The organism is Bradyrhizobium sp. RD5-C2 (assembly GCF_019972155.1).
Classification (GTDB): Bacteria; Pseudomonadota; Alphaproteobacteria; order Rhizobiales; family Xanthobacteraceae; genus Bradyrhizobium.
Genome location: NZ_BOVL01000005.1, coordinates 225,165 through 250,368 on the forward strand (window position 1 = coordinate 225,165; position 25,204 = coordinate 250,368).

Annotated in this window: 31 protein-coding genes; 22 read left to right on the forward strand and 9 right to left on the reverse strand. The window is 65.6% G+C overall.

The features are described from left to right. The first annotated feature begins 5 nt into the window (after positions 1-5). The 4 genes from BraRD5C2_RS03270 (at position 6) to BraRD5C2_RS03285 (ending at position 2,383) form a co-directional block, all read left to right on the forward strand. The gene (locus BraRD5C2_RS03270) at positions 6-665 is read left to right on the forward strand and encodes a TetR/AcrR family transcriptional regulator (RefSeq protein ID WP_223966798.1); all 660 of its coding nucleotides are present in this window, start codon (positions 6-8) and stop codon (positions 663-665) included. A 91-nt stretch (positions 666-756) separates the two neighbouring features. Next, on the forward strand, positions 757-1,407 hold the full coding sequence (locus tag BraRD5C2_RS03275) for a dihydrofolate reductase family protein (protein ID WP_223966799.1): 651 nt from the start codon (positions 757-759) through the stop codon (positions 1,405-1,407). A 99-nt stretch (positions 1,408-1,506) separates the two neighbouring features. Further along, a complete protein-coding gene (locus BraRD5C2_RS03280) occupies positions 1,507-1,911 on the forward strand; it encodes an ArsR/SmtB family transcription factor (RefSeq protein ID WP_223966800.1) in 405 nt (134 codons plus the stop codon). Beyond that, complete coding sequence (locus BraRD5C2_RS03285) at positions 1,904-2,383, forward strand: SRPBCC domain-containing protein (RefSeq protein WP_223966801.1); 480 nt, start codon at positions 1,904-1,906, stop codon at positions 2,381-2,383. Before BraRD5C2_RS03280 ends, BraRD5C2_RS03285 begins: the two co-directional genes overlap by 8 nt. A gap of 180 nt (positions 2,384-2,563) precedes the next feature. Here the strand turns inward: BraRD5C2_RS03285 and BraRD5C2_RS03290 are convergent, their stop codons facing one another. Continuing rightward, the gene (locus BraRD5C2_RS03290) at positions 2,564-3,529 is read right to left on the reverse strand and encodes a 2-hydroxyacid dehydrogenase (RefSeq protein WP_223966802.1); all 966 of its coding nucleotides are present in this window, start codon (positions 3,527-3,529) and stop codon (positions 2,564-2,566) included. Between the two features lie 89 nt (positions 3,530-3,618). Between BraRD5C2_RS03290 and BraRD5C2_RS03295 the strand changes: the two genes are divergently transcribed. The 6 genes from BraRD5C2_RS03295 to BraRD5C2_RS03320 all read left to right on the forward strand — a co-directional run bounded on the left by BraRD5C2_RS03295 (position 3,619) and on the right by BraRD5C2_RS03320 (position 7,565). Next, on the forward strand, positions 3,619-3,906 hold the full coding sequence (locus tag BraRD5C2_RS03295; RefSeq protein ID WP_223966803.1) for a hypothetical protein: 288 nt from the start codon (positions 3,619-3,621) through the stop codon (positions 3,904-3,906). A gap of 189 nt (positions 3,907-4,095) precedes the next feature. Beyond that, positions 4,096-4,464: a YciI family protein gene (locus BraRD5C2_RS03300; protein WP_157347862.1), complete on the forward strand. Its 369-nt coding sequence runs from the start codon at positions 4,096-4,098 to the stop codon at positions 4,462-4,464. Further along, a complete protein-coding gene (locus BraRD5C2_RS03305; RefSeq protein ID WP_223966805.1) occupies positions 4,461-5,738 on the forward strand; it encodes an RNA polymerase sigma factor in 1,278 nt (425 codons plus the stop codon). The genes BraRD5C2_RS03300 and BraRD5C2_RS03305 overlap by 4 nt, the downstream gene beginning before the upstream one ends. 355 nt (positions 5,739-6,093) lie before the next feature. Beyond that, entirely contained in the window at positions 6,094-6,504 is a 411-nt protein-coding gene (locus BraRD5C2_RS03310; RefSeq protein ID WP_223966806.1) for a DoxX family protein, read from the forward strand. Between the two features lie 34 nt (positions 6,505-6,538). Next, positions 6,539-7,075 carry an SRPBCC family protein gene (locus BraRD5C2_RS03315; RefSeq protein WP_223966808.1) on the forward strand — a complete coding sequence of 179 codons (537 nt, stop codon included), beginning with the start codon at positions 6,539-6,541 and terminating at the stop codon, positions 7,073-7,075. Positions 7,076-7,154: 79 nt separating this feature from the next. Continuing rightward, positions 7,155-7,565 carry a VOC family protein gene (locus BraRD5C2_RS03320; protein ID WP_223966810.1) on the forward strand — a complete coding sequence of 137 codons (411 nt, stop codon included), beginning with the start codon at positions 7,155-7,157 and terminating at the stop codon, positions 7,563-7,565. A gap of 171 nt (positions 7,566-7,736) precedes the next feature. Here BraRD5C2_RS03320 and BraRD5C2_RS03325 read toward each other — a convergent pair whose 3' ends face one another. The 3 genes from BraRD5C2_RS03325 to cobT form a co-directional block, all read right to left on the reverse strand. Then, the gene (locus BraRD5C2_RS03325; RefSeq protein WP_223966812.1) at positions 7,737-8,159 is read right to left on the reverse strand and encodes a hypothetical protein; all 423 of its coding nucleotides are present in this window, start codon (positions 8,157-8,159) and stop codon (positions 7,737-7,739) included. A 115-nt stretch (positions 8,160-8,274) separates the two neighbouring features. Further along, positions 8,275-8,565, reverse strand: a complete 291-nt coding sequence (locus BraRD5C2_RS03330) for a hypothetical protein (RefSeq protein WP_021080156.1) — start codon at positions 8,563-8,565, stop codon at positions 8,275-8,277. Between the two features lie 174 nt (positions 8,566-8,739). Then, positions 8,740-9,753, reverse strand: coding sequence for a nicotinate-nucleotide--dimethylbenzimidazole phosphoribosyltransferase (cobT, locus tag BraRD5C2_RS03335; protein ID WP_223966814.1), 1,014 nt, complete (start codon positions 9,751-9,753; stop codon positions 8,740-8,742). A 178-nt stretch (positions 9,754-9,931) separates the two neighbouring features. On the opposite strand from cobT, the gene cobS reads away from it, so the two are divergent. Both cobS and BraRD5C2_RS03345 read left to right on the forward strand, forming a co-directional pair. Beyond that, entirely contained in the window at positions 9,932-10,684 is a 753-nt protein-coding gene (cobS, locus tag BraRD5C2_RS03340) for an adenosylcobinamide-GDP ribazoletransferase (protein WP_223966816.1), read from the forward strand. 7 nt (positions 10,685-10,691) lie between these two features. After that, positions 10,692-11,282: a histidine phosphatase family protein gene (locus BraRD5C2_RS03345; protein ID WP_223966818.1), complete on the forward strand. Its 591-nt coding sequence runs from the start codon at positions 10,692-10,694 to the stop codon at positions 11,280-11,282. Positions 11,283-11,506: 224 nt separating this feature from the next. On the opposite strand, the gene BraRD5C2_RS03350 is transcribed toward BraRD5C2_RS03345, so the two are convergent. Further along, positions 11,507-12,295 carry an SDR family NAD(P)-dependent oxidoreductase gene (locus BraRD5C2_RS03350; RefSeq protein WP_223966820.1) on the reverse strand — a complete coding sequence of 263 codons (789 nt, stop codon included), beginning with the start codon at positions 12,293-12,295 and terminating at the stop codon, positions 11,507-11,509. 156 nt (positions 12,296-12,451) lie between these two features. After that, positions 12,452-14,122 (reverse strand): methyl-accepting chemotaxis protein, encoded by a 1,671-nt coding sequence (locus BraRD5C2_RS03355; protein WP_223966822.1) that lies wholly within the window; start codon positions 14,120-14,122, stop codon positions 12,452-12,454. A 485-nt stretch (positions 14,123-14,607) separates the two neighbouring features. On the opposite strand from BraRD5C2_RS03355, the gene BraRD5C2_RS03360 reads away from it, so the two are divergent. The 10 genes from BraRD5C2_RS03360 to BraRD5C2_RS03405 all read left to right on the forward strand — a co-directional run bounded on the left by BraRD5C2_RS03360 (position 14,608) and on the right by BraRD5C2_RS03405 (position 21,665). Then, positions 14,608-15,261, forward strand: a complete 654-nt coding sequence (locus tag BraRD5C2_RS03360; RefSeq protein WP_223966824.1) for a glutathione S-transferase family protein — start codon at positions 14,608-14,610, stop codon at positions 15,259-15,261. A 154-nt stretch (positions 15,262-15,415) separates the two neighbouring features. Continuing rightward, on the forward strand, positions 15,416-15,787 hold the full coding sequence (locus BraRD5C2_RS03365) for a nuclear transport factor 2 family protein (protein ID WP_223966826.1): 372 nt from the start codon (positions 15,416-15,418) through the stop codon (positions 15,785-15,787). 70 nt (positions 15,788-15,857) lie between these two features. Then, positions 15,858-17,063 (forward strand): serine hydrolase domain-containing protein, encoded by a 1,206-nt coding sequence (locus BraRD5C2_RS03370; protein WP_223966827.1) that lies wholly within the window; start codon positions 15,858-15,860, stop codon positions 17,061-17,063. A gap of 123 nt (positions 17,064-17,186) precedes the next feature. Then, complete coding sequence (locus BraRD5C2_RS03375; protein ID WP_223966828.1) at positions 17,187-17,603, forward strand: YciI family protein; 417 nt, start codon at positions 17,187-17,189, stop codon at positions 17,601-17,603. Positions 17,604-17,688: 85 nt separating this feature from the next. After that, positions 17,689-18,114 (forward strand): YciI family protein, encoded by a 426-nt coding sequence (locus BraRD5C2_RS03380; protein ID WP_223966829.1) that lies wholly within the window; start codon positions 17,689-17,691, stop codon positions 18,112-18,114. An 81-nt stretch (positions 18,115-18,195) separates the two neighbouring features. Further along, entirely contained in the window at positions 18,196-18,561 is a 366-nt protein-coding gene (locus BraRD5C2_RS03385; protein WP_223966830.1) for a YciI family protein, read from the forward strand. Positions 18,562-18,744: 183 nt separating this feature from the next. Continuing rightward, positions 18,745-19,275, forward strand: a complete 531-nt coding sequence (locus BraRD5C2_RS03390; protein WP_223966831.1) for a dihydrofolate reductase family protein — start codon at positions 18,745-18,747, stop codon at positions 19,273-19,275. A gap of 132 nt (positions 19,276-19,407) precedes the next feature. Next, the gene (locus tag BraRD5C2_RS03395) at positions 19,408-20,109 is read left to right on the forward strand and encodes a TetR/AcrR family transcriptional regulator (protein ID WP_223966832.1); all 702 of its coding nucleotides are present in this window, start codon (positions 19,408-19,410) and stop codon (positions 20,107-20,109) included. 131 nt (positions 20,110-20,240) lie between these two features. Then, the gene (locus BraRD5C2_RS03400; protein ID WP_223966834.1) at positions 20,241-20,732 is read left to right on the forward strand and encodes a DUF2852 domain-containing protein; all 492 of its coding nucleotides are present in this window, start codon (positions 20,241-20,243) and stop codon (positions 20,730-20,732) included. 168 nt (positions 20,733-20,900) lie between these two features. Then, positions 20,901-21,665 carry a serine acetyltransferase domain-containing protein gene (locus BraRD5C2_RS03405; protein WP_223966835.1) on the forward strand — a complete coding sequence of 255 codons (765 nt, stop codon included), beginning with the start codon at positions 20,901-20,903 and terminating at the stop codon, positions 21,663-21,665. 21 nt (positions 21,666-21,686) lie between these two features. On the opposite strand, the gene BraRD5C2_RS03410 is transcribed toward BraRD5C2_RS03405, so the two are convergent. The 3 genes from BraRD5C2_RS03410 to BraRD5C2_RS03420 all read right to left on the reverse strand — a co-directional run bounded on the left by BraRD5C2_RS03410 (position 21,687) and on the right by BraRD5C2_RS03420 (position 25,180). After that, entirely contained in the window at positions 21,687-22,445 is a 759-nt protein-coding gene (locus tag BraRD5C2_RS03410) for a haloacid dehalogenase type II (RefSeq protein WP_223966836.1), read from the reverse strand. A 326-nt stretch (positions 22,446-22,771) separates the two neighbouring features. After that, complete coding sequence (locus BraRD5C2_RS03415) at positions 22,772-23,845, reverse strand: tartrate dehydrogenase (RefSeq protein WP_223966837.1); 1,074 nt, start codon at positions 23,843-23,845, stop codon at positions 22,772-22,774. A gap of 21 nt (positions 23,846-23,866) precedes the next feature. After that, complete coding sequence (locus BraRD5C2_RS03420) at positions 23,867-25,180, reverse strand: MFS transporter (protein ID WP_223966838.1); 1,314 nt, start codon at positions 25,178-25,180, stop codon at positions 23,867-23,869. Between the last annotated feature and the right edge of the window lie 24 nt (positions 25,181-25,204).

A 25,204-nucleotide genomic window follows, 5' to 3' on the forward strand; every position in this document is an offset into this window, starting at 1 on the left:
GCGAAATGGTACAAAAAAGTAAGAGGCCGCCATCTGCTGCCAAAATCGAGGCTCCGGTCGCGCCGAAGCGCCGTGGGCGGCCGCGCGCCTATGAGCCCGAGGTCGCGCTCGGCAAGGCGCTCGATCTGTTCCGGCGCGACGGCTTCGCCGCGACCTCGCTCGATGATCTGAGTGCTGCGACCGGCATGAACCGGCCGAGCCTCTATGGCGCGTTCGGCGACAAGCGCGAGCTCTACATCAAGAGCTACCAGCGCTACCGCGACGACGCGCGCGCGGCGATGGTCGACATCTTCCGCGCCGATGCGCCGCTGCGCGAGCGGCTGGAGCGCATCTATCGCATCGCGCTCGACATCTATCTCTCCGGCGAGTCCGGCCCGCGCGGCTGCTTCACGGTGATGACCGCAGCATCCGAGGCGGTGTCGGATCCTGGTATCCGCACCATGGTGGTGGAGGGACTGACCGAGCTCGACAAGGCGTTCGGCATCTGCTTCCGCCATGCCAAGGAGCGCGGCGAACTGCCTGAGGGTGCCGATCCGGCGGCACTGGCGCATCTTGCCTCCGCCACCATCCACACCATCGCGATCCGTGCCCGCGCCCGCGTGCCGCGCGGGGAACTCGAGGCGATCGTGAAGGGCGCCCTCGATGTGCTGTGCGCGGCCAAATAGAGGCGGCGAAGTTTCTTCGGCAGCAAATGTCGGGTGCTGTTTTTCCCGCCCGTCTTCCGTAAGGTCTCTCAACCTACGGAAGTGGAATATCATGGGAAAAGTCAGGACTTCGGCATTCTCGGTCTCGATCGACGGATTTGGCGCGGCACCGCGTCAGAGCCTCGAAAATCCATTCGGCGAAGGCGGCATGGTGTTGCCCGGCTGGTTCCTCCAGACGCGGACGTTCCGCCAGACCTTCGGCCAGGACGGCGGCAGCACCGGGCTCGATGACGAGATTGCGCGCAAAGCGATGGAAAATATCGGCGCCTGGATCCTCGGGCGGAACATGTTCGGCCCGATCCGCGGGCCGTGGCCGGATCATGCCTGGAAGGGCTGGTGGGGCGCCAATCCGCCGTATCACACGCCGGTGTTCGTGCTGACCCATCACGCGCGGCCTGACATCGAAATGGAAGGCGGCACCACGTTTCATTTCGTGACCGACGGCATTCACGCCGCGCTCGAGCGGGCGCGCGCCGTTGCGGGGGACAAGGACATCCGGGTCGGTGGCGGCGTGTCGCTGGTGCGCCAATTCCTTCAGGCACGTCTGCTCGACGAGGTGCAACTGGCGCTGTCGCCGGTGCTGCTCGGCTCGGGCGAGAATCTGTTCGCGGGCCTCGATCTGCCTGCGCTCGGCTATGGCGTCGTCTCGCATGTCGCGAGCCCGAACGCCACCCACGTCACCTTCGCGCGCAAGACATCCTGAACGGTTCACACCTGCGTCAGCGGCCAAAATTGGCCGTTGACGCGACCCGCCGTTCGGTCGTATTTAACCCATAGGTTATTTAACCGATGAGCTAAGTACATGCCGCTCGATCCCCTCACTTCGACCTTCGCGGCGCTGGCCGATCCGACCCGGCGCGCGATCCTGGCGCGGCTCGCGCTCGGCGAGACCTCGGTGATGGAGCTGGCAAAGCCGTTCGACATGAGCCTGCCGGCGATCTCCAAGCACCTGAAGGTGCTGGAGCATGCCGGGTTGATCTCGCGCGGGCGCGAGGCGCAGTGGCGGCCGTGCCGCATCGCGCCTGCTTCGTTCAAGCAGGTTGATGGCTGGCTCGGGAATTTCCGCCGCTTCTGGGACGAGAGCTTCAACCGCCTCGACGGTCTGCTCGAGGAGATGAAGGCGGAGGAGGCCGCAAAGGCCCCGCCGCACACCACCCGTAAAGTCAGAGTAAAGAAGGAGAAGCAACGTGGACGCACGCGTGGATAAGACGCTGAGGATCACCACCCCGTCGGATTTCGAGTTCGCCATGACGCGCCAGTTCGACGCGCCGCGGCGGTTCGTGTTCGACGCCATGACGAAGCCCGAATACGTCGTGCGTTGGCTCGGCTGCGAGCAGCTCACAATGCCGGTGTGCGAGATCGACCTGCGCGTCGGCGGCGCCTACCGGTTCGTGTTCCGGTCGTCCGACGGCGTCGAGCACATCCTCACCGGCACCTATCGCGAAGTGGTGCGCCCGGAGCGGCTGGCATTCGGCGAGATCTTTGCGATGCCGGGCTTCACCAGCGACGAATATCTCGTCATCTCGACCTTCGTCGAGGAAGGCGGCACCACTACGCTGACCACCACCATCCGCCATCCCACCAAGGAGGCCCGTGACGGTCATCTCAATTCCGGCATCGACAAGGGCGTCGAGCCCGCCTACGACCGGCTCGCGGAGATCGTTGCCGAGATGGGTTGAGGCCTTGGCCGAGAGTTGCGCTTCGCCAGCGAAGCGCTGCTCCATCAACATGGTCGTCCCTGCGAAAGCAGGGACCCATACCCCGCGGCCGGTGTAGTGAAACAGACTCGTCGTTCCACTATCGCGCGTCGATAAGCATCGGTGGTTATGGGTCCCTGCTTTCGCAGGGACGACACTGCCTCAATACCCCCGCGTGCGATCGACCAGGTTCTCCAACTCTCCGCCTTGCTCGAAGCGCGCGATCTGCTGAGCGACGTATTTCGAGATCTCGTCGGCGTCGGTGTCGGCGGCGTTGTGCGGCGTCAGCACCACCTTCGGATGGCTCCAGAACGGGCTGTCTTGCGGCAGCGGCTCGGTCTCGTAGACGTCGAGCGAGGCGGCGCCCAGCGTGCCGTCGTCGAGTGCGCGCAAAATGTCCGATTCGTTCTGCAATCCGCCGCGGCCGGCATTGATGATGACGGGCGCGCCGAGCGGGCTCTCGCGGTTCAGTTTCGCGAACGCGTCGCGATTCAGCACGTGGCGGGTATCGGGCGTCAGCGGCAGCAGGCAGACCAGGATGTTGGTCTCGCGCAGGAACGCGTCCAGCCCCTCGGTGCCGTGGTGGCAGGCGACGCCGTCGATCCGCTTCTCGCTGCGGCTCCAGCCGACGACGCGGAAGCCGAGCGCGCGCAGCGCATGCGCCGAGGCCGCGCCGAGCGTGCCGAGCCCCATCACGCCGACAGTGATCGCGCTTGCCGCCCATTGATAGTCCGGGGCCCAGCGCTTCGCTCGCTGCGACTCCCGCAGGTAAAGCTCCTGGCGGTGATGCATCAGCACATGCAGCACGACATATTCGGTCATGCGGTCGGTGAGATCGCCGACCGCGACCCGCACCAGTGGCACATCGGGCAGCGAGCGGTCGGCCATCAGCGCGTCGACGCCGGCGCCGAGATTGAAGATGACGCGGAGGTTCTTGAACGCCGCGAGTTCGCCCGGCTTCGGCTTCCACACCGCGGCATAGTGCACCTCGGCGGGATCGAGCGCGCCGTCCGGCAGCAGCACCACGGGGCGGTCCGGGCAGGCCGTGTCGAATCGCGCCTTCCAGCGCGCCGACGACCAGTTTTCCGAGCCGCCATTGATCAGCAGCGCCAGTGCGCCTTTGCCCATCCGGATACCTCCAATTTCAATGTGATATAGATCACAGAGCGAGCCTGGCTCGCTCCCTAGTCTCCTGCCATCAACCGGGGAGAACTTCCATGCGCAAGCTGATCCTGATCTCGGCTTTCATCGCAGCCACCGCCACCACCGCGCACGCCGGCCAGAGCCGCGGCCTGGTGCTCGCAAATGCCGACACGCCAGCTCAGGCGCAACCGGCCGTTGCGCCCGCTCCGGCCGAAGCCCAGCCGGCCCCGTCGCAGGCCCAGTCGGCCGAGGCCCCGCGGCCGCAGGCGTCGCGGCCGGTGAAGAGGAGCCAGGCCAGCCGCCGGGAGAGCGACGAGGCCAAGGCGCGCCGGATCGCCGCTCGTTACGGCGTCTATTGGTGATCGCAGCATCGTTGCCACGGTGATGACCTGACGCGCCATCGCTGTGGCCTCAGCCTTCAGTCTGTCGCGACGCGCCATGAAACGTCGGCCCAATCCATCGCCGGCATCCGGAACCTAAATTTCTTTCGCGCCGCCTGTCGGCAGCGGGCATAATCGTTCGTTCTTGCAATGAACGGAGATGCCTTTTCGATGCTGTACGCCATCCTCTGCTATCATGACGAAGACATGGTCGGTTCCTGGAGCAAGGAGCACGACGCCTCGGTCATGCAGAAATTGTCGGTCGTGCAGGACAAGCTCGCCAAGCAGGGCCGGCTCGGCCCGGTGGCGCGGCTGCTGCCGACCACCGCGGCGACCACGCTGCGCAAGGAAAACCCGCCGCTGGTGCTCGACGGCCCGTTCGCCGAAACCAAGGAGCAGCTGCTCGGCTTCTATCTGGTGGAGGGCAAGAACCTCGACGAGGTGCTCGACATCGCGCGCGACCTCGGCGAGGCCAATCCCGGCGGCACCTATGAGATCCGCCCGGTCGGCTACTTCAATCAGGGGGGCACGAAGGCGTGAGCATGACCGACACCGCCTGGATCGATGCCGCGCTCACGTCGGCGCGTCCCCAGGCGGTTGGCGCGCTGCTGCGCTACTTCCGCAATCTCGATACCGCCGAGGAGGCCTTCCAGAACGCCTGCCTGCGGGCGCTGAAGAGCTGGCCACAGAACGGCCCGCCGCGCGATCCCGCGGCGTGGCTGATCATGGTTGGCCGCAATGTCGCGATCGACGACATCCGGCGCGGCAAGAAGCAGGAGCCGTTGCCCGACGATGACCAGGCGATCTCCGACCTCGGCGATGCCGAGGAAGAGCTCGCCGAGCGCCTCGACGGTTCGCATTACCGCGACGACATCCTGCGGCTCTTGTTCATCTGCTGCCACAAGGACCTGCCGGCGACGCAGCAGATCGCGCTCGCGCTGCGCATCGTCTCCGGTCTGTCGGTGAAGCAGATCGCGCGCGCCTTCCTGGTCTCGGAAGCCGCGATGGAGCAGCGCATCACGCGGGCCAAGACCCGCGTCGCCGACGCCGATGTGCCGTTCGAGACGCCGGGCGCGGTCGAGCGCAGCGAGCGGCTCGTCTCGGTCGCCGCGATGATCTATTTGATCTTCAACGAGGGCTATTCGGCGAGCGGCGACACCGCTCAAATTCGCTCGCCGCTGTGCGAGGAGGCGATCCGGCTGGCCCGCCTGCTGCTGCGGCTGTTCCAGAGCGAGCCGGAGATCATGGGGCTGACGGCGCTGTTGCTGTTGCAGCACGCCCGCGCCGCCGCGCGGTTCGACGCCGATGGCGCGGTGATCCTGCTCGACGACCAGGACCGCAGCCTGTGGAACCAGAAGCTGATCGCCGAAGGCCTCGCGCTGATCGACAAGGCGATGCGTCATCGCCGCAGCGGGCCCTATCAGGTGCAGGCCGCGATCGCCGCACTCCATGCCCGCGCGGAAAAGCCCGAGGATACCGACTGGACCCAGATCGACCTGCTTTATGGCGCGCTCGAGATCATGCAGCCGTCGCCGGTGATCACGCTCAATCGCGCCGTTGCGGTCTCCAAGGTGAAGGGGCCGGAAGCCGCGCTCGAGATGATCGAGCCGTTAGCGCCGCGGCTCTCCAATTATTTCCACTATTTCGGCGTGCGCGGCGCCTTCCTGATGCAGCTCGGCCGCAACGAGGAGGCCCGCGTCACGTTCGACCGCGCCATCGCGCTCGCCAACACCACCGCCGAAGCCGCCCATATCCGCATGCATATCGACCGCCTGATGCGCGACAGCCAGCCGCGCAATGTGAAGGCGAAGTAGTCAGCCAGAGCTTGCGTTGCTCCAAGCTGAGAGACTTCCCGCATGAACCCCTCTCCCTAACCCTCTCCCGCAAGGGGAGAGGGAACCCCTCCGCCGGTGCTTCCCTCACGTCGGATTATCAAGCGCTGAAATTTTGTGAACGAGCGCAAGTGAGGTGAGCGCGCTCGACAGGCTCCCTCCCCCCTTGTGGGGGAGGGTTGGGGAGAGGGGTAAGCCCCGGGCGAGCTGACCGATGTGTGCGTCGCTCTCGCAACTCTGGTCGCGGCTGCGAAAAATCTTCACCGCCCTTGTCGGCCCCGCGCTCCTCCGTTCGTCATGAAGGCAGAGAGCATCACCAAGCGTTACGGAGCCTGCCATGCCGACGATCGTCGACACCGAAATCTCGAAGCCCGCCCGCATCACTGGCCGCGTCGTCAGCGGCGTGGTCGTCCTTTTCCTGTTGTTCGATGGCGCCATCAAGCTGTTGCCATTGCCCGTCGTCACCGAGACCATGGACAAGATGGGCTTTGGTGCGAGCGATACGCTGGCGCGCAGCCTCGGCATCATCACCATCGTCTGCACGCTGCTGTACTCGGTGCCGCCGACCTCGATCCTCGGCGCCATCCTGCTCACCGGCTATCTCGGCGGCGCGATCGCGTCCCATGTGCGGATCGGCAGCCCGCTGTTCAGCCACACCCTGTTCGGGCTCTATCTCGGCCTGATGGTGTGGGGCGGGCTCTATCTGCGCGACGGCAATCTGCGTGCGCTGCTTCCGTTCCGCCGCTGAGCTATCATCTCAATTGATCTACCTGGAGACCATCATGTTCGAGACCATTGCCATCATCGCGGTCATCCTCGCGATTGCGATTGCCGTCATCCTCGTCCTCGCGGCGACCAAGCCGAGCACGTTCCGCGTCACGCGTGCGACCAGTATCAATGCGCCGGCGGAACGGATCTTTCCATTGATCGACGATTTCCGGCAGTGGACGGTCTGGTCGCCTTACGAGAACCGGGACCCGGCCATGAAGCGCAGCTATGACGGCGCCGGGCGCGGGCAGGGGGCGGTCTATGCCTGGGACGGCAACAAGAATGTCGGCACCGGTCGCATGGAGATCCTGCAATCGTCCGCGCCGTCGAAGGTCGTCATCAAGCTCGACTTCCTCAAGCCGTTTGAGGGCCACAACACCGCCGAGTTCACAATGCTGCCGCAGGGAGATGCGACCAGCGTCACATGGACGATGTATGGTCCGGCCGTCTTCATGTCGAAGGTGATGCAGGTGTTCATGAACCTGGATCACATGATCGGCAAGGATTTCGAGGTCGGTCTCGCCAATCTGAAGAAGCTGACTGAAAAATAGCAAGCGTTTTCGAGCGAAGTGGTTACCGGTTCGCGCGAAGAAAACGCCTCAAACGAAAATCTACCCCAGGGAGCATGTGATGCAGGTCAACCCCTATCTCTCTTACGACGGCAATTGCGGCGCCGCGCTGAACTTCTACCAGAAGGTTCTCGGTGCGCGGATCGAGGAATCCTATCCTTACGGCGAGGGTAATCCGGAGATGCAGACGCCGCCCGGATGGAAGGACAAGATCATGCACGCCCGGGTCTCGATCGACGGCGAGATCATCATGGCCTCCGATGCCCCGCCCGGCCACTTCCAGAAGCCGCAAGGGTTTCACGTCTCGCTGCAGGTCGAGGATCCCGCGGAAGCCGAGCGCCGCTTCAAGGCGCTGTCCGAAGGCGGCACCGTCACCATGCCGTTCGGCAAGACCTTCTTCTCCAACGGTTTTGGCATGTGCGTCGATCAGTTCGGCATCCCCTGGATGGTGAACTGCCCGCAGCAGATGTAGTCACGCGACAACCCGATTGGACCGTCATCCTGAGGTGGCCGCTCCTTCAGCGGCCCTCGAAGGATGGACGGCCCGGCTGGTGGCCGTGCATCCTTCGAGGCTCGCAAGGGCTCGCACCTCCAGCGACAATGGCGTTGCCATTGCGCGGGGATGACGGGACGGAGAGCGCGCCTACCTGCACCGCGGATAGATCGCGGCGAGTTCGCGGCCGCGCAGCAGCAGCAGGCGTGAGGTCAGGCCGCCACGGCGCACGATCCAGCCGCGCACCGGCGCCGGATAGGCCTCGAGCACGGCCTCGGATGCTTCCGGCTCGGCATAGGTCCGGCCGCGCCGGTCGATCGAGCGCGCGGCGTGGAAGCCGAGCACAGCGCGCCGCGTCACGCAGATGCGGTCGCCCGGCACCATCGAGAGCACCAGCGTGCAGGCCGACAGGCACGGCCCGTCGATCACCACGCGCTCTCCGGACTCCCGCACCTTTTCGAACAGGTCGATGAATGGGCCGACCTGCCCGCCGGGGCTGGCGAGGATTCGGACGTCGGCCTGCGCGCAGCCGATCGTTGCGCAGAGGGCTGCCGCCGCGACAAACATTTTCATCAGCGCAATCCAGGCCCGCGATGCGGTCGAGGTCCCGCCGCATCTGAAGTCGCAAGGCTCGCGCCGGAATGGGGCATCGTCAAGACCGATGCCCCTTTCACGATGACAGGCGGGCTCAGGCTGCCCGGTTCTTGAGCGCGCCCACGATCGCGGTGAGCACCGCACCGGCAACGCCGCCGCCGGCGACCTGTCCGATGATGCTGCCGATGTCAGGCGCAGCACCTGAATTGGCGAGCAGTGGGATCAGCATGCCCAGAAGCTGTCCGCCCGCGCCGCCGCCGATGGCGCCCGCGATGGTGTTTCCGAGCGTGCCGAGATCGATGTTCTTGGCCGCTCCGGCGGCGACATTGCCGCCGACGGCTCCGCTGATGATTTGAATGATCAGATTAATGAGGACTCCCGACATGACGCGATTTCTCCCCGGTATCTGGTTCAGCATGGCTGAGGCGCCGAATGGCGTCCGGCCGGCGCAGAGGTTAGGCCTCCAGCGCGCAGAGGTCATGCTGCGCACGCGAAGATTGCGGCCCATGCGGGCGGTATGCACCGGCTTTTTGGGGAGCAGTTCGGCTAACCTGCAGCTTTAGCCCGCGCCGGAGACGCCGGCTTCGGCAAAGGTCGCCATGCCGCCATGACAGGCGAGCGCCGCGCGCAGCAGCAGGATCGCAACCCCTGCGCCGGAGGCTTCGCCGAGCCGCATCTCGAGATCGAGCAGGGGCGCGAGCTGCAGTTCGCGCAGCAGCTGGCGATGGCCGAGCTCGGCCGAGACATGCCCGGCGCGGCAATGTGCGAGACCGTTGGGCGCAAGCCGCGCCAGCGGCAGCACCGCCGAGGTCGCGACGAAGCCGTCGAGCAGCACCGGGATCGATCTCGCCCGCGCTGCCAGCACGGCGCCCGCGATGGCCGCGAGCTCGCGGCCGCCGAGCGCGACCGCGACGGCGAGCGGATCGTCGAGCAGGCTGCGATGCAGTTTCAACGCGGTATCGATCACGGTGCGCTTGCGCAGCAGGCCGGCATCGTCGACGCCGGTGCCGCGGCCGGCCCAGCGCGCGCCGCGCCCGCCCATCAATGCCGCGCACAGCGTCGCGGCGACCGTGGTGTTGGCGATGCCCATCTCGCCGACCACGAGCAGATCGCATTGCTCGGGCACCGTGCGCCAGCCGGTGTCGAAGGCGACCAGGAAATCGGCGCCATCCATCGCCGGCGCCATCGTGAAATCGCGGGTCGGACGTGCGAGCTCGAGCGGCTCGACGCGCAACTCGGCCCCGGCAAGCCTGGCGATCTGGTTGATCGCGGCACCCCCCGCGGCGAAATTCGCCACCATCTGCGCAGTGACCTCAGAGGGAAAGGCGGAGACGCCGCGCTCGGCGATGCCGTGATTGCCGGCGAACACGGCGATCGTGACCTGGTCGAGCCGGGGGATCTCGCGCCGCTGCCAGCGCGCCAGCCAGATCGCGACCTCTTCCAGCCGGCCGAGGCTGCCCGGCGGCTTGGTCAGGTTCTGCTGGCGCAGCGTGGCCGCCGCGGCGCTTGCCGAGTCGCCTTCGGGCAGCTCGCGACAAAAGCTGCGGATGTCGTCTAGAGTACTGAACTGCATGCGATTCCCTCGTCGAGCGGGCCGCAAACTAAAGCATGATCCGGAAAAGTGTGAAGCGGTTTTTCCTCGCGACAAATGCGTAGCATTTGCGCCGAGATCATGCCCAAACAAGAAGCTAAAGCGCGATGAGATTCAGCCCGATCTCATCGCGCTTTAGTTCAATTTTCAGGCCTTCACCATGAATCAATGGCTCGACGATCTCAGGATCGCCATCGCCTTTCTGACCCGGCTGCCGATGCCGCATCCGGACGGCGCGCGGCCAGCGGGTTTTGCCCGGGCACAGCGGCTGTTTCCCCTCGTCGGCGCAGGCATCGGGGCGGCGATCGGCCTGTTCTGTCTGCTGCTGCGAACGATCGGTGTGCCGGACCTCGCCGCGGCGGCGCTGGCGCTCGGTGGCGGCGCGCTGTTGACCGGCGCGCTGCATGAGGACGGGCTCGCCGATGTTGCCGACGGGTTCGGCGGCGGCCGCGATGTCGCGGCCAAGCTCGAGATCATGCGCGACAGCCGGCTCGGCACCTATGGCGCGCTGGCGCTGCTGGTGAGCTTTGCCACCAGGCTTGCGGCGCTGGCGGCGCTTCCCAACGATATGGTGGTTCAGAGCCTGATCGCGGCACATGCGCTCGGCCGCGGCGTGCTGCCGTGGATCGCGATCAGCCTGCCTTTCGCGCGCAAGGATGGACTCGCGGCCAATGCCGGCCGGCCCGATGGCACGATCGCGGCGGTGGCGGCAGCTATCGCGCTGGCGATCGCAATCCTCGTCTTGCCGTTCGGCAGCGCGCTGCTGGCGGCGATCGCGGCCGGCGCGGGCGCATTGATCATGGCGCTGCTGGCAAAGCGGCAGATCGGCGGCCAGACCGGCGACGTGCTTGGCGCGGCAGAGCAGGTTGCGGAGACCGCGATGCTGGTGCTGCTCGCGGCGCGATTCGGGTGAACGAAACATGGATCACGAAACGCATCTCTGGCTGATCCGCCACGCGCCGGTCGACGGTCCGCGCGGCGTGATCCACGCGCCCGATGCGCCCGCGGACCTCGGCGATGCCGCGGCCTTTGCAGTGTTGCAGGCGCGGCTGCCGGCTGACGCTTTCGCGGTCTGCAGTCCGGCGCGGCGCACAAGCGAGACCGCCGTGCGGCTCGGCCTCACGGCAACAGCGGATGATGCCTTTCGCGAGCAGGATTTTGGCGACTGGACCGGCCGCCGCCACAGCGAGATCGAGGCTGAACTCGGCGCGGCGGCCTATCGCGCGTTCTGGCAATCGCCGGGCACCAACCGGCCGCCGGGCGGTGAAAGCTTTGCAGATCAGATCGCGCGGGCGCGTGCGGGGCTGGCGCGCCTGCCGGCCGGCGACGTCGTGCTGGTCGTGCACTCCGGCACCATCCGCGCGATCCTCGCAATCGCGCTCGAGCTCGCGCCGGAGCTTGCGCTCCGCTTCGTCATCGATCCGATGTCGCTGACGCGGATCGATCGGCTGGCGGACGCCTGGCGCGTCGTTGCGGTGAACCTGCCGCCGCTACCAACCCCGTCATCCTGAGGTGCGAGCTCTTGCGAGCCTCGAAGGATGCACGGCCACCAGCCGGGCCGTCGACCCTTCGAGACGCGCTACGCGCTCCTCCTCAGGGTGACGGTGATAGATCAAGCGCGCAGCTCCATCCCGTCATTGCGAGGAGCCTCAGCGACGAAGCAATCCATTTCTCCGCTTGCGGCGCGATGGATTGCTTCGCTTCGCTCGCAATGACGGAGAGAGGATCCGCGTTGCTACCCATTCCGACGCTGGCCGCGCAGGGTCGGCAGGCCGATGCCGGCGGCGTCGAAGCCGCCGTCGACGGCGAGGATCTGGCCGGTGATGTAGCTGGCGCGATCCGAGCACAGGAAGAAGATCGCTTCCGCCAGCTCCTCCTCCAGCCCGTAGCGGTTGAGCGGGATGGCGTCGTGATAGTCGGCGCGGATCTCGGGCGTGTGCACGGCCTTGGCCATCGCGGTCTCGACCGGCCCGGGTGCGACGCCGTTGACGCGGATGCCGAGCGAGGCGAGCTCCACCGCAAGCTGCTTGGTGAGGTGCGCAAGCCCGGCCTTGCTGGTGCCGTAGGCCGAGCGCAGCGTCGAGGCGCGCACCGCCGAGATCGAGGTGATGTTGACGATCGCGCCGCCGCCATGCTCGCGCATCACAGGCGCGGCCGCCTTGGTGCACAGGAACGGGCCGGTGAGGTTGACCGCCATGATCCGGTTCCAGTCGGCGTCCGAGGTCTCCAGCACCGGCGTGAACACGGCGATGCCGGCGTTGTTGACCAGCGCGTCGAGCCGGCCGAAGCGGCTCGTGATCGCAGCGATCGCGGCCGCCACGCCAGCGGCGTCCGATACGTCGCAGGTCAGCGCCAGCGTCGCGTCAGGCTGCTTCAATGCCGCGACCGCGCTCTCCAGCAGCGCGCCCTCGATGTCGAGCAGCGCGACGCGCCAGCCGTCGGCGAGAAAGCGTTTCGCGGCGGCGAGCCCGATACCGCGCGCGGCGCCGGTCACGAGTGCGACTTTGGGGGAAGCGGAATTCATCGGATGGTCCATCGGTTCGGGCAGCAAGCCCCGACCGTCTGCGACCTTTACTCCGACGTGTCAACCCGATGGGGATTCTTCGTCATTCGGGGCGCGTCTCGAAGGATGCACGGCCACCAGCCCGGTCCGTCCATCCTTCGAGGATCGCACCGCAACCTACGCCGCGAGCTCGGCGGAGGCGCGCTGCATGTTTGTCGACATGTCCTGCGTGACGATGCTCTGCTCCTCGACCGCGGCGGCGGTGGAGGTGATGTATTCGTTGACGCCGGCGATCGCCGCCTTGATCTCGGACAGCGAGGTCACCACTTCGGCAGCGATCGAGTTCAGCGCATCGATCTCCGAGGAGATCGTGTCGGTCGCCTGCTTGGCCTGGTTGGCGAGGCTCTTCACCTCTGAGGCCACCACCGCGAAGCCGCGGCCGGCTTCGCCCGCACGTGCCGATTCGATCGTGGCGTTGAGCGCGAGCAGGTTGATCTGCCCGGTGATGCTCGAGATCATCTCGACGATGCCGCTCATCGCCTGTGCTGCGGCGTTGAGCTTCTGCGCCTGTCCGTCGGCAGCCTCGACGCGGCCGCTGGCGACCGCGGCGTTCTGCTTCGACTTGGTCATGGTCTCCGAGATCTCGCGGATCGAGGCGCTCATCTCCTCGCTGCCGGCGGCAACCGCCTCGATCAGGCCGCGCGCGCTGTCGGCCTTCTTGCGGCCGATCGCCTGCGCGGTGATGTCGGTGGCGTATTTCACCACCTTGTAGGGTTTGCCGTTGAGATCGAGGATCGGGTTGTAGGAGGCCTGGATCCAGATCTCGCGGCCGCCCTTGGCGATGCGCTTGTATTCGGCGGCCTGGAACTCGCCGCGGTTCAGCGCCCCCCAGAACTCGCGGTAGCCCGACGAACTCGCCTCGACCGGCTCGACGAACATGCTGTGATGTTTGCCCTGAATCTCGGCGAGCAGATAGCCCATCGCGGCGAGGAAGTTCGGGTTCGCGGTGCGGATCGTGCCGTCCATGTTGAACTCGATCACAGCTTGCGACTTGCCGATGGCGTCGATCTGGCCGTCATTGTCGGCGGCCTTCAGCTTCTGCTGCGTGACGTCGGTTGCGAACTTGACGACCTTGAACGGTTTGCCGCGGTCGTCGAGGATCGGGTTGTAGCTGGCGAGAATCCAGATCTCCTTGCCACCCTTGGCGACCCGCTTGAACTCGCCGGTCTCGAACTCGCCGCGGTTCAGCCGTGCCCAGAAATCGCGATAGGCCGGGCTGTCGCGGTCGGCCGGCGGCATGAACATGCTGTGATGCTTGCCCTGAATCTCGGCGAGCGAGTAACCCATCGCGCCGAGGAAGTTCTCGTTGGCATTGACGATGGTGCCGTCCATGTTGAACTCGATCACCGCCTGCGCGCGGCCGATCGCGGCGATCTTGCCGGCGTCTTCCATGCTGTGGATCTTCTGCGCGGTGATGTCGGTGGCGAACTTGATGACGCCGACCGGCTTGCCGTTCTTGTCCGTGATCGGATTGTAGGAGGCCTGGATCCAGACCTCGCGGCCGCCCTTGGCAACGCGCTTGTACTGGGCGGCCTGGAATTCGCCGCGGTTGAGGCTCGCCCAAAACGCGCGATAGTCGTGGCTGTCGCGATACGCCGGCTCGACGAACATGCTGTGGTGCTTGCCCCTGATCTCGTCGAGCGAGTAGCCCATCGCGTTCAGGAAGTTTTCGTTCGCGGTGACGATGGTGCCGTCGAGCTTGAACTCGATCACCGCCTGCGATTTGCCGATCGCTGCGGCTTGCGCCAGCGCACTGTCGATGTTTGCCTTGTTGCTGAAACTGAACATCAGGGCTCCGTGAAGTTTCAAATGAAACGGGATGGGAAATTGGATTGACGCAACTCACGGAAAGGTTGCAGCGAGCCGTTTAGCATCGGTAAAGCCTGCGGCCTGGCACGGACTGCACAATGCAGCGCGGCGCGCGCGCATCTATCTCAGATTGCGAAGTAATTTTCTGATGTGCACGCTATCATCCATAGTCGTGATGCGATGTTCACCGTAATCTTACGGACGAAAATTGGTGACAACTTTGGTCTGGTGCGGATGATCGCAACGCGTCTACTTCAGCGCCGCTGATAGACCTATTACGAACGTTGATATTGCTGACTGCTTCACGGATCGATTCAGCACCGCGATTCGCGTGCTCAACGAATGCGCGTCGCGTCGATGCCCGCTCTCGGCGCCGGGCGATGGGCAAAAAAATTTCCGCACGAGATGTCGGCAGAGCGGTTTCCGGTCCGTCCTCCGGGTACTGGTTCCACAATGGAGTTCTGATGTCACTGACCCTGCATTACCACCCGCTGTCCTCGTTCTGCTGGAAGGCGCTGGTCGCACTTTACGAGAACGGCGCGCCGTTCACGCCGAACATGGTCAATCTCGGCGATCCCGCCGAGCGCGCGGCGCTGCTCTCGCTGTCGCCGATCGGCCGGTTTCCCGTCCTCCACGACGAAACGCGCGGCGAGGCGGTGCCTGAATCGAGCATCGTCATCGAGTATCTCGACCGGCACTATCCCGGCACCGTCAAGTTGATTCCCGACGACCCGGAGCTTGCGTTGCAGACCCGGCTGCGTGACCGCTTCCTCGATCTCTATGTCCATCTGCCGTTGCAGAAGATCGTCGGCGACCGGCTGCGTCCGGCGGACAGCAAGGATCCGCGGGGCGTCGCCGAGGCGCGGGCGCAGCTCCGCACCTCCTATGCGACCCTGGATCAGCAGCTCGCGCATGGTGGCTGGATGATGGGCGAGCAGGTCTCGCTGGCAGACTGTGCGGCCGCGCCGGCGCTGTTCTACGGCAACAAGGTCGAGCCGATCGGGGAGGGCCATCCACATCTGGCGGCCTATCTCGAGCGGCTGAAGGCACGACCGTCCTTCGCGCGCGTCCTCAAGGAAGCCGAGCCCTATTTCGGCATGTTCCCCAAGGGGGACTGAACCGACAAGGGAACCTGAGGCTCGGTCAGGACCCCGAAAATAAATCGCGGCGCGATGTCGCTTTCGCGCCGCTCCGTTCGTCTTCTCCCTGAAGCCCGGGTTCTGGAGCGCAAGTCGCGCCCCGGGGCTCGGGCGGCACTTTGTGGGAGACGACATGGCTGCAGCTGGCAACAGGGCGGAGATCATCCGCGGGCTCTTCGCCGCCTATCTCGCCAATGACCGTGCGAGCGTCGAGGCCGCATTCGCCGAGAATTTCCGCTTCTCGACGCCCTATGGCGAGAACATCGACAAGCCGCGTTATTTCGCCGAGTGCTGGCGCGACTCTGGCTGGATCGGCCGCCACGAGATCGAGCGCATCATGGTCGAAGGCGTTGAGGCTTTCGTCACCTATCGCTGCGTCGCCCGCGACGGCAAGAGTTTCCGCAACACCGAGTTCTTCGTGTTCGACGGCGACAAGGTGTCGCGCATCGACGTCTATTTCGGTCCGTCGCATCAGGATGGCGAACTCGTCAGGCAGGATCGATAAGGCAAACTCGGTCATATCGCTCGCCCGATGGTCGCAGGCGAGCACGAATTCTGCGAAGGAAACCCGGAAAATGTCCATTGCAAGTGAAAGCAGCGGTCTGTCGCAGGCACGGCTCGGACGCATGCGCGAGGTGCTGGCGCGCCATGTCGAAGACGACGACGTTCCGGGCCTCGTGGCGCTGGTCAGCCGTCGCGGCGAGATCCATGCCGATGTGCTTGGCCGCATGGCTATCGACGGGCCGCCGATGCAGCGCGACACCATCTTCCGCATCGCCTCGATGACCAAGCCGGTGACAGCGGTCGCCGCGATGATCCTGGTCGAGGAATGTCGGCTCAGGCTCGATGATCCCCTCGATCGCTGGCTGCCCGAACTCGCCGATCGCCGTGTGTTGCGCACCATCGAATCCGAGATCCACGACACGGTGCCGGCCAAGCGCGCGATCACGCTGCGCGACCTTCTGACCTTCCGTCTCGGGCTCGGCATGATCCCGGTGTTTCCGGCGCGCTATCCGATCCAGATGGCGATCGCGGATGCCGGCTTCGCGCCCGGGCCAGTGTTTCCGTCGTTTCCGCCGGACGAATTGCTGCGCCGCTACGGCACGCTGCCGCTAGCCTATCAGCCCGGCGAACGCTGGCTCTACAACACCGGGAGCCAGATCCTCGGCGTGTTGATCGCGCGTGTCGCAGGAACGTCGTTCGCGGGCTTCCTGGAAGAGCGGATCTTCGGGCCGCTCGGCATGAACGATACGGCGTTCCATGTGCCGCAGCACAAGCTGTCGCGGTTGGCGACGTGCTATGGCGGCGATCCTGCGACCGGCACGCTGAAAGTATTCGACGAACCTGCGACCGGCAGATACGCGGCGCCGCCGGTGTTCGAGAACGGCGGCGCCGGGCTGGTGTCGACCGCGGATGATTTCAACGCCTTCGCGCAGATGCTGCTCAATGGCGGGCGGCTCGGCACCGAGCGCATCCTGTCGCGTCCCTCGGTGGAACTGATGACTTCGAACCAGATCACGCCGGAGCAGAAACATGGCTCCGAATTCTTGCTCGGTTCGTGCGGCTGGGGTCTCGGGCTGTCGGTGTTCACCGCGCGCGACGATCTCTGTCATGTGCCGGGTCGCTACGGCTGGGACGGCGGCTATGGCACCTCCTGGTATTCCGATCCGCGCGAAACGATGACCGGAATCCTGCTGACCCAGCGCATGATGGATTCGCCGGAGCCGCCCAGGGTGTTCTCAGATTTCTGGACGCTCGCCTATCAGGCGATCGATGACTAGCGCGGGGCGTACGTCAATGACCTCGAGAATAATTTCAAACGCCGTGTCGGAATTGCAGACTCTGCATCGTCGTTCAATCGAGCGCCGGTGCTGAGATCGGCACATAGACAACGGAGCAGGACGATGAAGTTCATGGTGATCGTGAAGGCGAACAAGGATACCGAGGCCGGCGTGATGCCGAGCACCGAGCTGCTCGCCGCGATGGGCAAGTTCAACGAGGAGATGGTCAAGGCCGGCGTGATGCAGGCCGGCGAGGGCCTGCATCCGACCAACAAGGGCGCACGCGTCAAATATTCCGGCGGGCAGAGCACCGTGAGCCACGGACCGTTCAGCCCGACCGGAGATATGGTCTGCGGCTTCTGGCTGATCGAGACCTCCTCGCTCGATGAAGCGATCGACTGGATGAAGCGCGCGCCGTTCGGCGGCGGCTCCGAGATCGAGATCCGCCAAGTGTTCGCCGCGGAGGATTTCGGCGAGGCGCTGACGCCCGAGCTGCGCGAGCAGGGAGAGCGCCTGCGCGCGCAGGCCGGAAAGAAGTAATGATTTCGTCAATCCGGGCCTGCGCATCCCGGAATGACGAGGGGAAAGAGTCACACGCGATTCAACAGACAAGGAAGTCCGACCAATGCGTTTCATGATGCTGATGATCCCGCTCGGCTACGAGTCCGCGCCGGCCAAACTCGAGCTCGACCCGGAACGGGTCGCCGCGATGATGCGATACAATCAGGCGCTGAAGGACGCCGGCGTGCTGATCACGCTGGAAGGCCTGCATCCGCCGGCGTCAGGCGCGCGGGTCAAGTTCGATACCGGCGAGCCCATGGTGGTCGACGGCCCCTTCACCGAGGCCAAGGAAGTGATCGGCGGCTTCTGGATGATCGAGGTCGCCTCGCGCGCGGAAGCGATCGAGTGGGCCAAGAAGTGCCCGGCCAGTGCGAACGAGATGATCGAGATCCGCCAGGTGCAGGAGATGGCGGATTTCTCCGAGGAAGTGCAGCAGGCGGCTTCGACCTTCGAGCATCCGCAGGGCGGCTGGGGCAAGGCGCTGCGCTAGATCTCAAACGAGACGCGATGCCGCCGCAAAGCGGCATCGTGTGACCGACCGATCGTCAAACCACCACAACGGAGAAGCACGATGAGCACCAACACTTACCTTGCCGTCTATCTCGGCGGCGGCAAAACCGGTTCGCGCATGACAGCCTGGAACGCGCTGCCGGAGGCCGAACGGCGTGCCAAGGAGCAGCAGGGCATGGCCGCGTGGGGCGCCTGGGTCGAGAAGCACCACGACGTGATCGTCGAGATGGGCGGACCGCTCGGCAACACCAAGCAGGTCGGCGCCGGCGGCACTGCCGACATCGCCAATCTGATGACCGGCTTCACTGTGGTGCGCGCGCCCTCGCATGAGGCGGCAGCAAAGCTGTTCGAGAACCACCCGCACTTTGCGATCTTCCCCGGCGAGGCCGTGGAGATCATGCCGGTGCTGCCGATCCCCGGGCGATAGGAACGCGAAAGCCCCAAACTCACCGCACCTCTCCCGTTTCCCGCGGGAGAGGGCTGCCTTCCCGAGAACGAACGTGTGCTTGTTCGAGATGCCGACAAGCTGCGTGTGCTGATCCGCCCGACGTCGCTCTCGGTTCATGCCGGCCCAAGCAAATCTGAAAACCCCGGGTGGAGGTCTCGCGCCATGGCGAAGCTCGTCTTCGGATTGAACCAGTCGCTGGACGGCTATGTCGATCATCAGGCCATGCTGCCGGACACCGGGCTGTTTCGTCATTTCATCGAGCAGGTGCGCGGCGTCAGCGGCATGCTGTACGGCCGCCGCATATACGAGGTGATGCGGTATTGGGACGATGACCTCCCTGGATGGGATGCGGAAGAGCGCGACTATGCGGAAGCGTGGCGGAGCCGGCCCAAGTGGGTCGTGTCGCGCTCGCTGAAGTCGGTCGGACCCAACGCGACGCTCGTCGAGGGGGACCTCGCAGCGGCGGTACGCGGGCTGAAGGCCCGGCAGGATGGGGAGATCGAGGTCGCCGGACCGGAGCTGGCGGGGAACCTGACCGAGTTCGGCCTGATTGACGAGTATCGAATCTACCTCCGCCCGATCGTGCTTGGTCGCGGCAAGCCGTTCTTTGCCGGCCCCCGCGCGCCGCTCCGCCTCATAGCGAGCGATCGGCTGGGCGAGAACACCATCAGGTTGACCTACGTCCCCGCCTAGTCACGCAAACGCGCCTGAGGGCTTGGCGAGGCAGGCCACGGCGGCATTCAGCTCGCTGGTCCGTTAATCTTGATGAACCGTCGGCCTGGCCGCTAGTGACCTTTACCGCCGGCTCATGTAAAAGCCGTTCACATGAGCTGGCGCAAGGACCAAGGCCGCGCCGAGCGCGGCTATCATCACGGCAATCTCAAAGAGGCGTTGCTGCAGGCAGCCCTCGACCTGATCTCGAAGAAGGGGCCGGCCGGCTTCACCTTCGCCGATGCCGCGCGGATGGCCGGCGTCAGCCCCGCCGCGCCCTACCGCCACTTCCGCGACCGTGACGAACTGATCGCCAGCATCGCGCAGCGCGGCTTCGAGCAGTTCGAGTCGCTGCTGACGCAGGCCTGGGACGACGGCCGTCCCGACACCGTCTCGGCGTTCGAGCGGGTCGGCAAGGCCTATCTCGCTTTCGCGCGCGAGGAGCCCGCGTTCTACTCTGCGATGTTCGAATCCGGCCTGCCGGTCGATTCCAATCCGACCTTGATGGCAGCAAGCGAACGCGCGTTCGCGATCATCCGCGCCGCCGCCGAGCGGCTCGCGGCACTGGCGCCGCCCGGCACACCGCGCCCGCCGGCGATGATGATGGCGCTGCATATCTGGTCGATGTCGCACGGCGTCGCCTCGCTGTTCGGCCGCGGCGATGCCGCGCGGCGCAAGCTGCCGATGTCGCCGGAGGATCTGCTCGAGGCCGAAGTGCTGATCTATCTGCGCGGCCTTGGCTTCCTCACGGATCGCAACCCGGGAACCGCGGCAGCCGACGAAAAGCCTGCCGGCCCGTGGGGCAAGCCGAAATAAGGTTCAACGGCTGGCCTAAAAATAATCCGAGGGGTGCGTCATCTGCTCTGCTTGACTTTCCCGAGGGCTCGGCTATCTATGTAAATGTTATTTACATTCACAACGGCGTGATTGCCGTCATGGAGAAGGAAATGGCCTACACCGCTGATGTCAATCGCTGGCGCGGCCCCGTCGAAGAGCCCTACCGACCGCACTTCTACGCGACGCCGTGGCATCCCCTGAAGATCGCCGGGATCATCCTCGGCTTCATGATCTGGTGGCCGATCGGCCTCGCCCTTCTCTTTTTCACACTCGGGAGCAGAAAAATGGCCTGTTGGAGTCACTACGATCAGGATCGTTGGGCGAACAAGATGGAGCGCATGCAGGACAAGATGGAGCGGATGAAGAGCCGCATGGAGCGCCGCGGCTTCCCGTTCGGCGGCTTCGGCCCGCCCTCCAGCGGCAACCGCGCCTTCGACGAGTACCGCCAGGACACGCTGCGCCGGCTCGAGGAAGAGCAGGTCGAGTTCAAGAACTTCCTCGATCGCCTGCGCCACGCCAAGGACAAGGAAGAGTTCGACGCCTTCATGGCGCAGCACAAGACCCGTCCGACCCCGCCGAACGATCAGCCGCCGCAAGGCTAATTTGGAAGGCTGGCTGATCCCGCGAGGCAAGCACTGAGCCTTCAGGCGATGTGCCCCCATAACACCTGATGGCCCCGAGCCGCCCGTTTGCGACAAGCACGCGGGCGGTTTGCATTGTGCGGCTGCCATGCCCACTCTATCGTCCTGAAGCGGGGCGATGAGGTGATCATGGCGACATTTGCGACGGCGAGTCCTGACGATCTCTGGCTTGCGATCCGGCGCGAGGCGGAAGCTGCCGTTGTCGCCGATCCATTTCTCGAGGCGTCGGCTGCCTTCATCCTCGATCAGGGCGACCTCGGCGGCGTGCTCGCCTTCCTGATCGGCCGGCGCATCAGTCGCGCGGAAGCCGATCGCGCGCAGTTCGTGCGCACCGCCCGCGAAGCGTTCGCGGCCGAACCCGCGCTGGTCGAAGCCGCGGCCATCGATCTCACAGCCATCGTGGGCCGCGACCCGGCGATCACGGGCTTGCTGCAGCCGCTCCTCAACTTCAAGGGTTACGTCGCGCTGCAAGCCTGGCGGGTGTCGAACTGGCTCTGGCGCCACGATCGCCCCGACCTCGCGCTGTTGATGCACAGTGCGGCGGCGGACCAGTTGCAGATCAGCATTCACCCGTCGGCCCGGATCGGAACGGCGGTTTTCCTCGATCACGGCACCGGCATCATCATCGGCGCGCTGGCTTCGGTTGGCGACGAGGTCACGATCTTGCAGAACGTCACCATCGCGCGGCATCAGGATGACCCGCGCCACGCCCCGACGATTGGCCGCGGCGTGCTGCTCAGCGCCGGCGCAACGCTGATCGGAGATCTCACCATCGGCGACTTCGCCAAGGTCGGCGCCGGCGCGCTGGTGACGTCGGATGTGCCGGCGGGCTGCACCGCCGTCGGCGTGCCGGCGCGGCTGACCAATTGCGCGGAGGCGCGTGCGCTTTCTTGAGGCGCGCACCCCCTCGCGTCGCTACGCCGGCACGAGCATGTCGGCGAGTTGCGTAAAGCTGTCGGCGTGGAGGTCGATCCAGGATTCCGGCGCGACGTCGACCTTCGCCGCCGGGCCGAATTCCAGCGGACGGGCGACGAACGCGGTGCGCATGCCGAACGCACGGGCCGCCTTCAGGTCGTATTTGTGGCAGGCGACCATCAGGATTTTGTCGGCGGGATAGCCGAGGTAGTCGACGGCGAGCTGATACACCGCGGGTGACGGCTTGTAGCTGTGCGCAAGCTCCGCGGTCAGCACGGCATCGAACGGCAGTTTCGCGTGCTTGACCACCGCCACCACCGCGGCCATGCCGGCATTCGACAAGGTCGAGGTCACGAACCGGCTACGCAGGCGCGCAAGGCCCTCGACGCTGTCGGGCCATGCGTCGAGCTTGCTCCACACGGTGTTCAATTCGTCGCGCTCGTGGCTCGTGAAGGCCGCCGAGAGCCCGTGGCGATCGAGCAGCACATCCAGCGCCTCGCGATAGATGCGGTCGACCCGAATCCACGCGCGCTTGCCGGCGATCACGTCGTCGAGCGCGGCACGATAGAGATCGCGCCACTCACTCGAGAGCCTGGCCCAGTCGAGCGTGAGCCCCTTCGCGGTGTTGACGGCCTGCCCCGCACGCAGGATCGGCTGATAGAAATCGACGCACGTCCCCTGGACGTCGAATGCGATGGCGCGGATCTCATCATGCCATGTCGCGGCGCCTGCCGGCCGTATCCCCGTCATCGCGGCCATGATCGATAGTCCTCCGGCAGTCATGAAGTGTCGTCTGGTCAGATCGGGTAGCACGGTTTGTTCCCCGGTTGCTGGTATCGGAAGGGGCGTGCCTTCGTGAGGTGGGCACCCTGGTTGGGCTCCCTCTCCCCTTGCGGGAGAGGGTGGGGAGAGGGGTGGCCCCGGGAGTGAAGCGAGAGATTGAGCCGTGACGTATTAGCCTGCGCAGCGACTGGCGTAGTCCCAATGGAGAGCGGAGCAAGCGCGCCCCTCTCCCCAACCCTCCCCCGCAAGGGGGGAGGGAGCCCGACCAACGTGCTCACCTCACTGCATTTCTCACCGACGCATCACACATTCGACCCATGGATCGCGTCGATCACGGCGTCGGTCACTTCCTTGGTCGTCGCCGTGCCGCCGACGTCGGGCGTCAGCACACCGGCCGCGCAGACCTTCTCGACCGCGGCCATCAGGCGCGCTGCGGCATCCTTTTCGCCGAGATGCTCCAGCATCTGCGCGCCGGTCCAGAAGGTCGCGACCGGGTTGGCGATGCCCTTGCCGGTGATGTCGAAGGCCGAGCCGTGGATCGGCTCGAACATCGAGGGGAAGCGGCGCTGCGGGTCGATATTGCCGGTCGGCGCGACGCCGAGGCTGCCGGCCAGCGCGCCTGCCAGATCGGACAGGATGTCGGCGTGCAGGTTGGTCGCCACGATGGTGTCGAGGCTCTTCGGATGCAGCGTCATCCGCACCGTCATGGCGTCGACCAGCATCTTGTCCCAGGTGACGTCGGGAAATTCCTTCGCCACCTCGGCGGCGATCTCGTCCCACATCACCATGCCGTGGCGCTGCGCGTTCGACTTGGTCACCACGGTGAGGAATTTGCGCGGCCGCGACTGCGCGAGCTGGAACGCATAGCGCATGATCCGCGTCACGCCGACGCGCGTGAACACCGCGACCTCGGTGCCGACCTCTTCCGGCAGGCCGCGGTGCGCGCGGCCGCCCATCCCGGCATATTCGCCTTCGGAGTTCTCGCGCACGATTACCCAGTCGAGATCGCCGACGCCGACATTGCGCAGCGGCGAGGCGACACCGGGCAGGATTTTTGTCGGCCGCACATTGGCGTATTGGTCAAAACCCTGGCAGATCGGCAGCCGCAGGCCCCACAGCGTGATGTGGTCGGGCACGTCGGGCGCGCCGACCGCGCCGAAATAGATCGCGTCGAGATTCTTCAGGTCTTTGAGCCCGTCGGCCGGCATCATCACGCCGTGCTTCTTGTAATAGTCCGAGCCCCAGTCGAAGGTTTTGACGTTGAAGCTGATGTCGCCCGAGCGCTTCGCCAGCGCCTGGAGCACGCGGACACCCGCGGAGATCACTTCAGGGCCGATGCCGTCGGCGGGGATAGCGGCGATGGAATGGGTACGCATGGGTTGTCTCCGGATAAGTGGTTAGCGGGTTCGCATGGGGTTGGGTTGCGGTTCGGATTGCGCGGGCGCGGCTTGCGCGCGCGACAGCAGCAGCGTGAGCACGGCTGACAGCACCAGCAGGCCGGCGACGAAATAGAGGCCGCCCTCGAAACTGCCGGTGCGCTCCTTGATCCAGCCGATCATCGCAGGTCCGACGAAGCCGCCGAGATTGCCGATCGAGTTGATGGTGGCGATCCCGGCCGCGGCGGCCGAGCCTGACAGGAACATGGTCGGCATGCTCCACAGCGGCGGCTTGGACGAGGAGATGCCGATATTGACCAAGGTCAGCGCCGCGATCACGGCGGCGAGGCCGGTCCACAATCCGGCAAGCGCAAGTCCTGCGGCCGCGATCAGGCAGGCGATCACGACGTGCCAGGTGCGTTCGCCGGTGCGGTCGGAATGCCGCGCCCACAGGATCATCGCGATGACAGCGATGGTTGCCGGCACCGCGTTGAGGAAGCCGACTTGCAGCGACGACAGGCCGAACGCTTTGATGATCTGCGGCGCCCACACGCCAAGTGTGTAGAGCCCGGCCGAGGTACCGAAATAGACCAGCGCCAGCGCCAGCACGCGCGGGTCGGCCAGGCCGCGCCAGATGCTGTGGCTCGCGGTCGCGGCCTTGCCGTCGTTCTCGGCCTTCATGGTCTTGACCAGCCAGGCGCGCTCGTCGTCGGCGAGCCATCTGGCCTGCTCCGGCCGGTCGGTCAGGAAGCCGAGCACGACGAAACCGAGCAGCACAGCCGGCACGGCCTCCAGCACGAACAGCCATTGCCAGCCCTTGAAGCCGAACAGGCCGTCCATCTCCAAGAGTGCGCCCGACACCGGCGAGCCGAGCACGGTCGAGAGCGGCGCTGCGGCCATGAACAGCGCGGTGACGGCGGCGCGCTGCCGCGCCGGGAACCAGTAGGAGAGGTAGAGGATGATGCCGGGGAAGAAGCCGGCCTCGGCGGCGCCGAGCAGGAAGCGCAGCACATAGAAGCTGGTCGCGCCCTGCACCAGCGCCATCGCCGCCGAAACGATACCCCAGGTGATCATCACCCGCGCGATCCAGATCCGCGCGCCGATCTTGTGCAGGATGATGTTGGAGGGCACCTCGAACAGGAAGTAGCCCCAGAAGAAGATACCGGCGCCGAAGCCGTAGACGGTCGGCGACAGGCCGATGTCCTTGTTCATGGTCAGCGAAGCGAAGCCGATATTGACGCGGTCGATGAAGGCCACGAAGTACAGCAGCATGATGAACGGCACGATGCGCAGTGAGATCTTGCGCAACACGCGCGTGCCAAGCTCGCTTTCCATGGGCTTCCTCAGGGTTCGTCTTTG